We start from the raw sequence: 14,199 nt of genomic DNA, 5'->3' as shown, positions 1-14,199 counted from the left end.
ACAATACGAAGAACGTCATGAAGACACTGAAACAATTTTTCTATTTAGTTAAACCTTTTTGGGGGCAGCGTACTGCCCTTTTCTGCTGGCTACTGCTTGCCGCCTCACTGGGGCTAACCCTGTCATCGGTCTGGTTCAATGTCAAAATGAACATGTGGAACGGTGATTTCTATAATGCGTTACAAAAATTTGATGGCCAGGCGCTCTATGGCCTCTTGCAATATTTTGTGGTGTTAGTCAGCGGATTAATTTTCGTCGTCGTTATGGGGAACTATCTCAAGCAAATGCTGATTATCCGTTGGCGTAAAGGCATGACAGAGGTCGTTCTCAATCGCTGGCTGTCTCCAAACAGTAAACACTATATGCTACGGTTAACCTCACAAGAGCCAGATAACCCCGATCAACGTATTGCAGAAGATATTCGTTTACTGATTGAGTCGACACTGAATTTGCTGGTCACCTTCCTGCATTCAATGTTAACACTGGTCTCCTTTGCCACCATTCTTTGGACACTGTCAGGCAGCCTCTCATTCAACTTAGTGGGCACGGATTGGTCTATTCCCGGTTATATGTTTTGGGCTTGTATTATTTACACGCTTATTGGTATCGCCTTAACACAATGGATTGGCTTCCCTTTGCGTCGTTTAAACATGGATAAACAACGCCGTGAAGCGGATTACCGTAGCGCGTTAATTCATTGCCGCCATCACGGCGATGCTATCGCGGGACAACGTGGTGAACAACAAGATAAAAAAGAGTTAATGCATCGCTTTGGTGAAATTATGCGTAACTGGAACCGATTGATCCGCTGTGAACGCAATCTTTCGTTTTATACCGTTGGTTATCAACAGGTGACAGCACTGGCTCCAGTCTTACTCGCATTACCTAAATTTCTTGCTGGCGAAATTATGTTAGGTGGCTTGATGCAATTACGCCAAGCCTTCAGCAGTGTGGCGACCTCATTAGGCTGGTTTATTTTTGCCTATAAAGAGATAGCGGCATGGCAAGCGACGGTATCACGTTTATACAATTTTGTGATCCTATTAGAAAATGACAAAGCAGCAGATGTTCAGCTTATCGAAGAGCAACCGGCGCTTAATGCTGCGGTTAAAGTGACCACCTCAGATAATCGCACCTTAATTGAGCAGGTTAATTTAACCGCTAAACAAGGTGAACTGACCTTAATTTCAGGTCGCTCCGGTATTGGTAAATCAACGTTGCTACGCACGTTGAGTGGTCATTGGCCCTTCTTTACTGGCACAATTAAACGCACAAACAGCCTAATGTGGATCCCCCAACGCCTTTATCTTCCTACTAGCCGATTGGACTGCTTACTGGCATACCCTCAAGATATTGCTCAATTCACTGAAACCGACTTTAAGCAAGTACTCAGTAAGGTCGGGTTAGGCAAGTTGCATTATCAGTTAAATTTAGAAACCGATTGGCACAACCGATTATCGGGTGGTGAACAGCAACGCCTTATGTTTGCACGCTTGTTACTTAATCGCCCCAAATTACTGCTGTTGGATGAAACAACTTCAGCCCTTGATGAAAACAGTGCTCTTGAGCTGATTCAACTCATTAAGCATGAGCTGCCAGACAGCGCGATTGTACTCGTCACTCATCAACGTTTTCTGTCACAAGTTGCTGAACAGATTATTCCTCTGCAAGAAGCGCCAACTCGCGCCAACATAACCACAGGAACCCCTGAATATGCTTCGTAACATCGTACTCATCACGTTTGTTGGCCTAAGCCTCATTGGTTGTGGGATGCCCGCAGCTTCCAATCTCAGCGGACACGATTTATTACCTGTTCGAACGGATTTACACCATTATCAGCTTGATAATGGTCTCAACGTTTATTTATTACAACGCTCTCAGCCGGGTGTTGAACTGCGTTTGCTAGTAAAAAGTGGTTCTTTGCAAGAGAATGAAGAACAACTCGGACTTGCGCATTTTACTGAGCACATGGCCTTTAAAGGCACCAAACATTTTCCGGGCACTACCGGTTTTAAACAATTAGAGCAACAGGGTCTGAAACTGGGCAGTCATGTCAATGCGATCACGAGCCTCAACTCAACACTGTATAAGTTGTCTTTACCCGAGGCCACACCAGCACAAGTTTCAATCGCCCTACAGGTAATGGCGGATTGGGCCTCCAATATCTCATTTGATGAAGACGCGTTTGAAAAGGAACGCCCCGTGATTATTGAAGAGTGGCGTTTGCGTCAAGGGATGGGCTATCGCATCAATAATAGTCTCGAACATTTACGCTACCACGGCAGCCGCTACGCCGAACGCAATCCGATCGGTTCACTGGATATCGTACGCCAAGCTCCAATCGCGCTGGCAAAAGAGTATTATACAACTTGGTATCAACCACAACGTATGACCCTGTTGGTGATTGGCGATTTCAATCAATCCACCGTACGTGACGAAATCAATCAGCTTTTCGCCATGCCAAAACCAAAGAGCCTGTCTCAAGATAATCCAGAGTGGAAACAATTTGTTCACGCTAATTTTCTGCTCGTCCAACCGGTGTTTGATAAAGAGCAAGGTGCCCGTTATGTCCAGTTTGCTTTGCAGAAAGACATTATCGCACCTCTCAATACACGAGAAGGGCAATACGAAGATTTACTGGACAGCCTATGGCTCGCCATTTTAAATCAGCGTTTCTCTGTTTTAGTGGATAATGGCGTATTACCTGCGATTAGTATCAATGAACAAGGCTCAATGCTAGATAACCAGCGCTTACAACAATTAATGATTATCCACCCTAAAGGAGAGGATTATCTGGGGGCCACTCAGGTTTTATTTACCGAGCTACAGCGATTAGCAACTGAGCCTGTGACCCAAGAGGAGCTTGATAGCGCTCGACAAAATATCTTAAAAAAACTTAGCCAGCAGGCCGCTTCAGAACAGCGCTATGGCAACGACTATTTAGCGGGTCAATTAACCACCGCACTTGAATATGACATGCCAATGTGGAATAAACGCCAACAATTGGATAAAAGCTACCAGCTTATTGGGAAAGTTAAACCGCAAGATTTACAGCTGCACGTGGCGAACTTTTTAAATGAAGCCTCACCACGCTTAGCGCTCATTGGTCCTGATACTGACGCAACGAAAGTCAATCATGCGGACTTTAGTGAGCAGTGGCAAAATACTCGTCTAAGTTCACCGGGGCCATTCACCCTACGCTCTCAAGCCATCACACTGCAACTACCGCCAATTCCCAAAGGCTCTATCCTCGAGCAAAGTGACCTCCCCGTCGCTAAAACTGAGCACTGGCAACTGAGCAATGGCATTAAGGTCATTGTTAAAGCAGATAATCACCTTAAAGAAGATATTCAGTTCAACTTACAGCTACCCGGTGGCCGTTCTCTCGAAACGCCTCAAACGGCAGGGTTGACTGATTGGGCGTTAAAGCTCCCTGAAAGCAGTGGTTATGCTGAATACAGTGCGCGCGATTTAGCCTTACTCGCCAAACAAAACCAAATCTCAATTCGCCCTTATAGCGAATTACTGACCCACGGTTTTCGAGGCAAAACACCTATTGATAACCTAGACACCGCGCTGCAATTACTACATCTAAAACTGACTTCACCACAGTTTAGCGGTGAAAAATTAGAACAACAAAAACAGTCTTTTGCTTTGAATCTCACTAAAACCCCTGTTGAACGTACTTTCCTTGATAACATTAATAAAGAAAGTTATCAAAATGGCGCGTTATTAGTCATTGATCCACAAGGTGGCTGGAAAAATTTTACCGCAGGTCAGCTGCAACAGGCTAATCGCCAACTGTTGGATTCTACTGCCGATATGACACTCATCATCAGTGGTGCCATCAATAAGCGAGAATTAAAATCATCGTTGGAACAATGGGTCGCATCAATTCCCACCAGCAATCAAAAACTGGCTTGGCGAGACCAAGGGATCATGCCCAAAATGGAGAGCTTTAATAAACGCTATCCAATTAGTAGTAGCGATAAGAGTATGGTCAGCATCCAGTTTGCGGCTCCTGCACAATGGACACAGCAAGATCAACTTGCCATGCAATTGTTAGATACCATTGTGAGTCAACGCCTACGCGGTGAACTGCGCGAAAAAGCCAGTGGTATCTATGCTCTCGGTTTCTCACAACTGCTTGCCAAAAAACCGCAACCCTACTATTTTGCGCGGCTTAATTTTACCACCTCCCCAGAACGTACTGAGGAAATGAATCAAATCGCCCAAAAAACCATTCATCAGTTACGCCAATCAGGTGTCACCGGCCAAGAGCTGACTGAAGCAAAAAATATTTGGCTCACAGAACACGCCCAAATAACCGATAGCTCAGGTTATTGGACTGAAGCATTAGCGCAAATTGCCTCTGATGACCGACAATATCAGCGCTTAAATCAACAGCAAGCGATTATTCGCCAATTACAAGTTGACGATATTAACCGTATCGCCAACCAATATCTGGGGAAAAACCCGAAAGTCTTTACGATGACACCGTAGCTATTGAAGGGGGATTGTTCCCCCTTTATTTACCCAACACATTGTCTTACAAAAGTTTTTACATATAACCGTTTGACTCTCTGACGGCTTATATGATTAATGGTATTGTTTTCCAATAAAAAAGAGACATAACATTATGAATGACATCGTGATCCGTAGAGCAACCTTAGACGATATTCCAGCCGTCACACAAATGCATGCTGATTATTCAGCGTACGCTAATACATTACAGCTCCCTTACCCTTCGCTCAAAACATGGGAAGCTCGTCTAACTGCAAATGATCCTCTCGTCACTCATTTTGTTGCGACTCTTGATAATACTGTCGTTGGGATCCTCACCATCCATCAACCAAGTCAGCAACGACGTAAACATGTCGCCAGTTTTGGCATTACCGTCAGTGAGATGCATCAAGGAAAAGGAATTGGTTCTGCGCTGATGCAAGTGATGGTCGACTATTGTGATAACTGGTTAAATATTCATCGCATTGAATTAGAAGTCTATGCGACTAACGACAATGGGTTGGGGCTCTATAAAAAATTTGGTTTTGAGCAAGAAGGTGTGATGCGTGATTACGCTTTTCGCGATGGACAGTATGTCGACGCAATTATGATGAGTAGAATTAATAAAAACCGCAAGTAATCACGCCAATTTGAATGTCATACACTTCTCTTGCTCTTTCCCCAAAAAAATGCCACGTGATAGACGTGGCATGATCCAATAAGAAATCACTGGATGATTATTTATCGCCTAATAGAACGGAATCCAATGCGATTTCAATCATTTCGTTGAACGTTGTTTGACGCTCCGCAGAGGTGGTTTGCTCACCGGTTTTGATATGATCGGAAACGGTACAGATTGTTAATGCACGCGCGCCGAATTCCGCTGCCACACCATAAATACCAGCAGCTTCCATCTCAACACCCAAAATGCCGTATTTTTCCATGACTTTGAACATATCGGGATCTGGCGAGTAGAACAGATCAGCAGAGAATAAGTTACCGACACGAACATTGACATTTTTCGCCTTCGCCGCTTCAACGGCATTATGCACCAGTTCATAGTCTGCAATCGCCGCGAAATCGTGATCTTTAAAACGTTGACGGTTCACTTTTGAATCAGTACAGGCACCCATACCGATAACGACATCACGCAGTTTCACATCATCCATTACTGCACCACATGAACCAACACGAATAATCACTTTGACACCAAAATCAGTGATTAACTCTTTCGCATAGATAGAGCAAGAAGGAATACCCATTCCGTGACCCATCACGGAGATCTTACGACCTTTGTAAGTGCCCGTGAAGCCTAACATACCGCGAACATTATTCACCTGACGCACGTCTTCGAGGAAAGTTTCAGCGATATATTTCGCACGCAGCGGGTCTCCTGGCATCAATACGACGTCAGCAAAATCACCCATTTCTGCATTAATATGAGGCGTTGCCATTATTATTATTCCTTATAAATCATTAAATTGAAAAGTTTAACATCATTACCTGATAATAGTAGCGACTGATAATACTCGCTGTCTACGGCAAATGACCCAATACCATCAACAATAAATAAGGCAGTTTCCTGCCTTATTTATATTTATGTTAACCAATTACAGCATTGGTTTGCCGTATTCCATCGGTGAGAGGTCGAAATATTTAGCGACGGTTTGACCGATATCCGCGAATGTTTCGCGATGACCTAAAAAGCCGGGTTTGACTTTCGGACCATAAATGAGAACGGGAATGTGCTCACGAGTATGGTCAGTACCATGCCAAGTTGGGTCACAGCCATGGTCCGCGGTTAAGATCAAGATGTCATCTTCTTTGACCAATTCCATCAGTTCTGGTAAACGACGGTCAAAGAGTTCTAATGCTGCTGCATAACCGGGTACATCACGACGGTGTCCATAAGCAGAGTCGAAATCAACAAAGTTAGTGAACACAATCGTCTTATCACCCGCCTGTTGCATTTCTTTCACGGTGGCATCGAACAGAGCATCAATACCTGTTGCTTTCACCTTCTTAGTGATACCTACATGTGCATAGATATCCGCAATTTTACCGATAGAAACAACTTCACCTTGTTTCTCTTCAACTAATTTTTGCAATATGGTTGGTGATGGTGGCTCAACGGCTAAGTCATGACGGTTACCCGTACGCTCAAAACTGCCTGCTTTGTCGCCAATGAATGGACGCGCGATAACACGACCAATGTTGTAGCCGCCATTTGTCAACTCTTCACGAGCGATTTCACATAGCTCATACAGTTTGTCTAGACCATAAGTCTCTTCATGACAGGCGATTTGGAATACGGAGTCAGCTGAGGTGTAGAAAATCGGTTTACCCGTTTTCATGTGCTCTTCACCCAATTTATCCAAGATCACGGTACCTGAAGAGTGGCAATTACCTAAATAACCAGGCAAGTTAGCACGCTTCACAATGATATCTAACAACTCTTGTGGGAAGCTGTTTTCTTCATCTGCGAAATACCCCCAGTCAAAGAGTACAGGCACACCCGCGATTTCCCAGTGACCGGATGGTGTATCTTTGCCTGAAGAAATTTCACTCGCATAAGCGTAAGCACCGATGATCTCTGCATTAGGATCAAGGCCTGCTGGGAATTTACCGCAAGACTCTTCAGCTGCTTTACCCAGACCCAGTTTGGTTAAGTTAGGCAAATGCAGCGGCCCCTTACGGCCTTTATCTGCATCACCACGCGCACAGGCATCTGCAATATGGCCTAATGTGTTTGAACCTTCATCATTAAATTTGTGCGCATCACCTGCTGCACCAATCCCAAAAGAATCCAACACCATAATAAATGTACGTTTCATAACTTCTCTCCTGCGTCATCATTCCCTATAGGGAAGTGCCACTGATAAAACTTATTTGTCAATTATTCACTGATTTGGCGGTAAACCATTGGTGAAACTTCTGGTTTTTTATCACCAATAACCATAGCAGCACGTACTTCTTTTGCTGCATCTTCCCATGCTTTTTCACTATTTGCATGAATAATCGCTAATGGCGTTTGGCTATCAACGGAAGTTCCCAGTGCCGCGATATCGCTTAAACCAACACTATAATCAATCGAGTCAGTTGCTTTACGACGACCACCACCTAATGTCACCACAGACATACCCAGCGCACGGGTGTCCATTGCCGTCACAATACCGGATTTCTCCGCATACACGGCTTTGTGCAATACGGCTGTTGGTAAATACTTGTTATAGTTTTCAACGAAATCAGTTGGGCCTTTTTGAGCCGCCACCATACGACCAAAAATCTCTGCGGCTTGTCCATTATCCAACACCGCCTGCAATTTCTGGCGAGCTTCTTCTCTATTTGCAGCCAAGGATCCGGATACAAGCATTTCAACACACAGCGCCATCGTGACTTCGTACAAACGAGGGTTCCGGTATTCGCCGGTTAAAAATTGCACCGCTTCGCGGACTTCAACGGCATTACCCGCACTTGAAGCAAGTACTTCGTTCATGTCGGTCAATAAAGCCGTTGTTTTACAACCCGCACCATTAGCCACCTGTACGATAGACTCAGCCAACTGCTCTGATTTTTCATAAGTTGGCATAAAGGCACCTGACCCCACTTTGACGTCCATCACTAAGGCATCAAGACCTTCAGCTAATTTTTTGCCTAAAATAGATGCGGTAATCAGTGGAATAGAATCAACTGTTGCAGTGATATCACGCGTTGCATAAAAACGTTTATCAGCGGGTGCCAGTGAGTTTGTCTGCCCGATAATCGCAACCCCAACATTTTTGATAATGTCACGGAAACGCTCATCATCTGGGAAAATATCAAAATTAGGAATCGCTTCAAGCTTATCCAGCGTTCCTCCGGTATGGCCCAAGCCACGCCCCGAAATCATCGGCACATAGCCACCACACGCAGCAACCATTGGGCCTAACATCAAAGAGGTCACATCACCAACCCCGCCAGTTGAATGTTTATCAACGAGAGGGCCATTTAAATTGAGTGATTTCCAGTTTAGTACAGTGCCTGAATCACGCATTGCCAATGTTAATGCAACACGTTCAGCCATTGTCATATCATTAAAATAGATGGTCATTGCCAATGCGGCTATCTGACCTTCAGAAACAGAATTATCTCGTACTCCATTGATAAAGAAACGAATTTCTTCTTCACTCAGTACTTTACCATCACGTTTTTTACGGATAATTTCTTGTGCCAGAAACACGGTATGCTCCTTAATTCAAACAGAATCTAGGTAATCGCTTAATCACACTATTATTAATAGTTACTGCTTGATTTTTTAGTCTCAAAACCAAGTGTATTCAACAGATTAGCTAATAAACTTGATGCGCCAAAACGGAAATGGCGAGCATCGACCCAGTCTTTACCTAAAATTCTATCTGCTAATGCTAAATATTGAGCAGCTTCTTCAGCAGTACGAACGCCACCCGCCGGTTTAAAACCAACGGTTTTCGCTACGCCCATATCATGGATCACTTGCATCATGATTTCAGCACTTTCAAGAGTGGCATTCACCGGTACTTTACCTGTGGAGGTTTTAATAAAGTCCGCACCCGCTTTAATTGAGATTTCAGAAGCTTTGCGAATCAGTGCAGGATCTTTTAATTCGCCGGTTTCAATAATCACTTTCAGAAGGACATTGGCTGCCGCGCAAGCATCTTTGCACGCTTTCACTAAATCAAAACCAATTTTTTCATTACCAGCCATCAACGCTCGATAAGGGAAAACCACATCAACTTCATCTGCACCATAAGCAATAGCAGCACGTGTTTCCGCCAACGCTATCTCGATGTCATCATTTCCATGCGGGAAGTTAGTGACTGTTGCGATACGCACTTCGGGCGTACCTTGCTCACGCAGTGCTTTACGTGCAACAGGAATAAAACGAGGGTAGATACAGATAGCCGCAGTTTGGCCTGCTGGGCTTTTTGCTTGATGACACAACGCGATCACTTTTTCATCGGTATCGTCATCATTGAGGGTGGTTAAATCCATCAGATTCAGCGCGCGTTGCGCAGCAGCAGTTAAATCAGTCATAAAAAACTCTCCAACGTTGTGAATTCTGTCAGAACAACACGTTCTTTGTTGGCGAGCGGGCTTGGTTCCTTAAAGATGCTACTCGAAAACCCGAATGTAGCAGCTGAATTCCTTCTCACCGCACAATACCCTAGAGCACATTCACTCTGAGAACTAGCAGTCCATAGCAGCTAATTTATCGCTATTTGACCATGGAACTCGGCTATTTTGTGTGCTACAAATCACATTAATTGCCTGAACGTTACATTGTTAAATACAAATATGTGAACAATATCGCAATTATACGCTATTTAGTCTCAGTTTTATTCTCTCAAATGGCTTTTTTATGTCTTTTTTAGCCTTCCAATGCCATCAATACACTTGATTAAGCGTAGTTCAAAATTGACGGTATGAAATAAAAAGAAGAAAGAATATAACTGAAAATAATGAAAGAGAAAGGGCATTTGCCCTTCCTCAAAAAACGAGAGATTAAATTATTGCAAGTGTTAAGAAGAAGCCCGCAATAGTCGCACTCATTAAGTTAGAGAGCGTACCCGCCAGAACAGCTTTCATTCCTAAACGGGCGACATCACTACGACGATTTGGTGCCATACCACCTAAACCACCAAGTAAAATAGCCACCGAAGATAAGTTAGCAAAACCACACAGTGCAAATGAAATGATCGCTTTAGTATGATCGGAAAGTACCTGTTTGCCTGCCGCAAGAACATCTGCATCCGGTTTCATGTATTCACCGAAATTCATAAAGGCAACAAATTCGTTAACAACCACTTTTTGACCAATAAACGAACCGGCAACTGTTGCTTCACTCCATGGCACACCAATCAAATAAGCTATCGGCGCAAATACCCATCCCAGAATTAATTCCAAAGAAAGTTGTGGATAATGGAACAAGCCACCAACACCGCCTAAAATACCGTTAATTAGAGCGATCAAGGCGATAAATGCCAATAACATTGCACCTACGTTCAAGGCCAATTGCATCCCCGAAGCAGCACCTGAAGCAGCTGCATCGATCAGGTTTGCTGGGCGCTCATCTTCAGCAACCAACTCTGTCGCATTAACGTTATCACGCACTTCCTCAGTTTCGGGTACAAGCAATTTAGCGAACAGTAATCCTCCCGGAGCCGCCATAAACGATGCAGCAATCAAGTATTCCATTGGAACACCCATTTGCGCATAACCGGCCAATACAGAGCCTGCTACAGAAGCCAAACCACCACACATAACCGCAAATAATTCGGAATTGGTCATGGTCGAGATATAAGGACGTACAACTAATGGTGCCTCTGTCTGCCCAACAAAGATATTCGCTGTAGCAGATAAAGATTCCGTTCTGGAGGTACCAAGCACTTTTTGCAAGCCGCCACCCAATACTTTGATGACTAGTTGCATAATACCGAGGTAATAAAGAACCGCGATCAATGAAGAGAAGAACACAATGATTGGCAGAACACGTAAAGCGAAAACAAATCCACCACCGCCAAACAGTTCAAACATTTTGTCGGAAACAAGGCCGCCAAAAATAAAATTCATGCCATCTTGGCCGTAACTAATAACTTTAGAAACGCCATCTGACATCCCTTGTAATACGCGACGACCTGCTGGTACATAAAGTACAAATGCACCGATAGCGATCTGTATAAGAAAAGCCCCGCCAACAGTACGGAGTTTAATCGCTCGACGATTGCTGGAGAATAGTACGGCAATACCAATCAGTACTGCCATCCCAACCAGACTCATAATGAGTTGCATGGAAGTATCCCTGTTCACTTAATGCTAGATTGATGTAGAAAGGAAACTGGTAAGTTCCCTTGACTCTTTGTGCGATGATTATACCTAGTCCCTTCCAAGAACCCGCAATCTTCGTCACAAATACATAGTGTAATAAGTAACAAAAATTCAATTCTTGTGATTAAAATCACATTTAGTTATCGACATAATCTGAAAAGCACAAAAAGAGAGAATAATGAGGTGAAAAAATGCAGGGAATAAGCTAGCCAGATAAAATTTACCTCTCATAAAAACAGTGAATGCATCTGGCTTTTATTTGAACAGATTAAATAATGATAGGCTATTTATGTAAAGTTGCTGCGCAATTTCATCGGGACTTTCGTGGCGTAGTTCACATAACGACTGAAAAATCTGTTGAATACGCTCAGGACGATTTGGCTCACCTTGAAAGCCAGACACAGGCATATCTGGGGCATCGGTTTCAAATACCAATGAGGTTAGGGGTAATTTGGCGATCGCTTGACGTGTTTTATTTGCTCTTTCATAAGTAATGGTACCGCCAACACCAATGAAATAGCCTAATTTAATAAATGCTTGAGCTTGTGATAGGCTGCCTGCAAAACCATGAATAACACCGCATGCAGGTACAGGGTAGCGACGTAACAATGCAGCCAGCGGGTCATGACTTTTACGCGAATGTAAGATGACTGGCAGATCAAACTGCTTAGCTAATTTTAGTTGGGCGATTAACACTTGCTGCTGTAAATCAAACAACGGTTCTTGCATATAGAGATCAAGACCAATCTCGCCAATAGCAACACACTTAGCGTGATTCTGTTGTAAATAACCTATCATTGTCTCCATATGTTGTTCTTGGAAGAGATTCAAGTACAGAGGATGAAAGCCAATAGCCGCATGCAGCTGTGAGTATCGCTGAGCTAAATGCCAAACTCGCTCAAAATTATCAACACTGACCGCCGGAATAATAATATCCGTAACCCCTGCCTTTTCCGCTAAGCAGAGGCTTTCATCAATCGCACCAACAAAAGGTGGAAAATCAAAGTGGCAATGGGTATCAATAAATCGGTTAGTCATTTTTTTTATTCAGCGGTTGCTCCGACTCCTCGTTTGCAGCCATCATGGCTCCCGTCATCATCGCCTGTGCCGTATCCGTTGCCTTTTTGGCTTTACGTTGAGCAACTAACTCAACATCATGTTTAGCATCAAAGATCGCTTCCGCGTAATCTTCTGCAATCTGTATTTCTTCATGGGCGGCGCTTTCAAAGCTAAAGCGATTTAATCCATTGTTATTCATTGTAAAACAATGGCCTAATGCAGCAATAAAGTAGCGCCCACAGCGACGCCCTAAATGATAGTCCTGATTAAGCGCTGACAACCGGCTCCCTAATGCACTACTTTTTAGTGGCGTGGAAGGATAGATTTCAAAAATCTGTAAGTCTCCCGGTGGGTTTTCAATAAACTCCTGTGTCCGGCGATAGCTTTTTAGATGAACTTTTAGCATAGCAGCCATTCGCTGTAAGCCATATTTTTCACCCTCCAGCCAACGCGTCATTCTCTTCACCCATTCGGGGGTAAAATACATCTGAGAAGGAACAGTACGGATCACCACAATCGTATCAGCGCCACGACGGTATGCTTCTTCAACAGGGATCGCCGCACTAATCCCTCCATCATGATAGAGAGTGCCTTCAAATTCGACGCCCATCCGATAAAAGCCCGGAATAGCACTAGAAGCACGAATGATATCTAACCATGTATCAGCGTTAGGTTTCAAAAATTCGGCTTCAAAGTCATCACTACGGCTGGCTCCCATATAGAATTCGCGCCCCGCTTCCATCAATTCAATCCCAGATTTGATCTGTAATGGTAGCTCTTTCGAGGTGCTTTCAACCAGCCAATCTAAATCAATAAGATGACCACCTCGAATAAAACGTAAGGGATTAAAAAAGAGTGGGCTTGTTGTATAACGGGTAATAACCCGCCGAGCGTAGCCATATTGACCACAAATATACGCAGAAAGGTTTTGCGCCCCTGCCGAAGTACCAATCATGATATCAAATGGATTAAAGCCTGTTTTTAAGAACTCATCCAATACACCTGCGGTGAAAATACCACGTTGACCGCCTCCCTCACAAATAAGGGCAGTCTTACCTTTATTGAGTTCATCGTAAAAAGCTAAAGGTTCAATGCTGCCAAGTGTCACTGATACATGTTTTCCCATATATGTCTCCTGACAGATCCTCTCTGCATCCCAATACTGCAATACACTTCGGCACTATCGCTAATTAAATCAATTTATACTTATCAATAATACAAAAACTGAACCTCACCAAGAGATCCAGTTTTCGACTATTAGCGAATAATGTTAGCGGATTAATGAACTCAATAGACGACTATTTGAGTGATTTACGCCAATTATATATCCATTAATTTGCTACGACTAAACCGTTTTGTACCGATTTTACACCATTAACCCTTGATACGACTTGTACAACCTTATCAATCTGGTCAGCGGATTTGACAAAACCAGAAAGGTAAACAACCCCTTTGACGGTTTTCACTGAAATAGAATTACTGTCTATGCCACTGGTTGTCAGTAGCTTACTTTTGACCTGAGCAGTGATAGAGGAGTCATCCATGTAGTTATCGGCACTATTCACACCACTAGAAATCGCTTCACTGGTGTCTTTTCCTGCTATATCAGCCGTTTTCACCGCGCTATCCCACGTTTCAGAGGCCTGCTCTTTTAATGGAGAGTTTGCTGATGAACTACATGCAAACAGAGCACCACTTAATCCAATGACAATGAAAGAACGTAACAGTGCTAAATTTTTCATCGGAACCTTCCTTATCGACTCTACTGCGATTTTAAATATTGAAATAAAAGCA

At 43.6% G+C, this 14,199-nt stretch carries 11 protein-coding genes; 3 read left to right on the top strand and 8 right to left on the bottom strand.

Features of this window, described 5'->3' with window-relative positions; translation table 11 throughout:
• Positions 1-17: 17 nt before the first annotated feature.
• The 3 genes from P2E05_RS03290 (at position 18) to P2E05_RS03280 (ending at position 5,143) form a co-directional block, all read left to right on the top strand.
• Positions 18-1,724: an ABC transporter ATP-binding protein/permease gene (locus P2E05_RS03290; RefSeq protein ID WP_276123005.1), complete on the top strand. Its 1,707-nt coding sequence runs from the start codon at positions 18-20 to the stop codon at positions 1,722-1,724.
• Positions 1,714-4,503 (top strand): M16 family metallopeptidase, encoded by a 2,790-nt coding sequence (locus P2E05_RS03285; RefSeq protein ID WP_269723376.1) that lies wholly within the window; start codon positions 1,714-1,716, stop codon positions 4,501-4,503. The genes P2E05_RS03290 and P2E05_RS03285 overlap by 11 nt, the downstream gene beginning before the upstream one ends.
• A 136-nt stretch (positions 4,504-4,639) precedes the next feature.
• The gene (locus P2E05_RS03280; RefSeq protein ID WP_154622157.1) at positions 4,640-5,143 is read left to right on the top strand and encodes a GNAT family N-acetyltransferase; all 504 of its coding nucleotides are present in this window, start codon (positions 4,640-4,642) and stop codon (positions 5,141-5,143) included.
• A 97-nt stretch (positions 5,144-5,240) separates the two neighbouring features.
• On the opposite strand, the gene deoD is transcribed toward P2E05_RS03280, so the two are convergent.
• The 8 genes from deoD to P2E05_RS03240 form a co-directional block, all read right to left on the bottom strand.
• Positions 5,241-5,957, bottom strand: a complete 717-nt coding sequence (gene deoD / locus P2E05_RS03275; RefSeq protein ID WP_004926652.1) for a purine-nucleoside phosphorylase — start codon at positions 5,955-5,957, stop codon at positions 5,241-5,243.
• 156 nt (positions 5,958-6,113) lie between these two features.
• Entirely contained in the window at positions 6,114-7,337 is a 1,224-nt protein-coding gene (gene deoB / locus P2E05_RS03270) for a phosphopentomutase (RefSeq protein ID WP_154622158.1), read from the bottom strand.
• Positions 7,338-7,399: 62 nt separating this feature from the next.
• Positions 7,400-8,722: a thymidine phosphorylase gene (gene deoA / locus P2E05_RS03265; RefSeq protein WP_196713780.1), complete on the bottom strand. Its 1,323-nt coding sequence runs from the start codon at positions 8,720-8,722 to the stop codon at positions 7,400-7,402.
• 53 nt (positions 8,723-8,775) lie between these two features.
• A complete protein-coding gene (gene deoC / locus P2E05_RS03260) occupies positions 8,776-9,555 on the bottom strand; it encodes a deoxyribose-phosphate aldolase (protein WP_154622159.1) in 780 nt (259 codons plus the stop codon).
• A gap of 468 nt (positions 9,556-10,023) precedes the next feature.
• Complete coding sequence (locus P2E05_RS03255; RefSeq protein ID WP_195848137.1) at positions 10,024-11,298, bottom strand: NupC/NupG family nucleoside CNT transporter; 1,275 nt, start codon at positions 11,296-11,298, stop codon at positions 10,024-10,026.
• A 303-nt stretch (positions 11,299-11,601) separates the two neighbouring features.
• Positions 11,602-12,384 carry a TatD family hydrolase gene (locus P2E05_RS03250; RefSeq protein WP_272657677.1) on the bottom strand — a complete coding sequence of 261 codons (783 nt, stop codon included), beginning with the start codon at positions 12,382-12,384 and terminating at the stop codon, positions 11,602-11,604.
• Positions 12,377-13,531: a patatin-like phospholipase family protein gene (locus P2E05_RS03245; protein WP_154622162.1), complete on the bottom strand. Its 1,155-nt coding sequence runs from the start codon at positions 13,529-13,531 to the stop codon at positions 12,377-12,379. Before P2E05_RS03245 ends, P2E05_RS03250 begins: the two co-directional genes overlap by 8 nt.
• Before the next feature lie 205 nt (positions 13,532-13,736).
• Positions 13,737-14,147 (bottom strand): BON domain-containing protein, encoded by a 411-nt coding sequence (locus P2E05_RS03240; protein WP_154622163.1) that lies wholly within the window; start codon positions 14,145-14,147, stop codon positions 13,737-13,739.
• Between the last annotated feature and the right edge of the window lie 52 nt (positions 14,148-14,199).

It is taken from the genome of Providencia stuartii, assembly GCF_029277985.1.
Taxonomy (GTDB): Bacteria; Pseudomonadota; Gammaproteobacteria; order Enterobacterales; family Enterobacteriaceae; genus Providencia; species Providencia zhejiangensis.
The sequence above is the reverse complement of the archived record's forward strand: the minus strand, read 5'-3'. Positions and strand labels throughout refer to the sequence as shown.

Coding starts and splice junctions, on each gene's coding strand:
- P2E05_RS03290 (WP_276123005.1), top strand. CDS start 18: ATGAAGACACTGAAACAATTTTTCTATTTAGTTAAACCTTTTTGGGGG.
- P2E05_RS03285 (WP_269723376.1), top strand. CDS start 1,714: ATGCTTCGTAACATCGTACTCATCACGTTTGTTGGCCTAAGCCTCATT.
- P2E05_RS03280 (WP_154622157.1), top strand. CDS start 4,640: ATGAATGACATCGTGATCCGTAGAGCAACCTTAGACGATATTCCAGCC.
- deoD (WP_004926652.1), bottom strand. CDS start 5,957: ATGGCAACGCCTCATATTAATGCAGAAATGGGTGATTTTGCTGACGTC.
- deoB (WP_154622158.1), bottom strand. CDS start 7,337: ATGAAACGTACATTTATTATGGTGTTGGATTCTTTTGGGATTGGTGCA.
- deoC (WP_154622159.1), bottom strand. CDS start 9,555: ATGACTGATTTAACTGCTGCTGCGCAACGCGCGCTGAATCTGATGGAT.
- P2E05_RS03255 (WP_195848137.1), bottom strand. CDS start 11,298: ATGAGTCTGGTTGGGATGGCAGTACTGATTGGTATTGCCGTACTATTC.
- P2E05_RS03250 (WP_272657677.1), bottom strand. CDS start 12,384: ATGACTAACCGATTTATTGATACCCATTGCCACTTTGATTTTCCACCT.
- P2E05_RS03245 (WP_154622162.1), bottom strand. CDS start 13,531: ATGGGAAAACATGTATCAGTGACACTTGGCAGCATTGAACCTTTAGCT.
- P2E05_RS03240 (WP_154622163.1), bottom strand. CDS start 14,147: ATGAAAAATTTAGCACTGTTACGTTCTTTCATTGTCATTGGATTAAGT.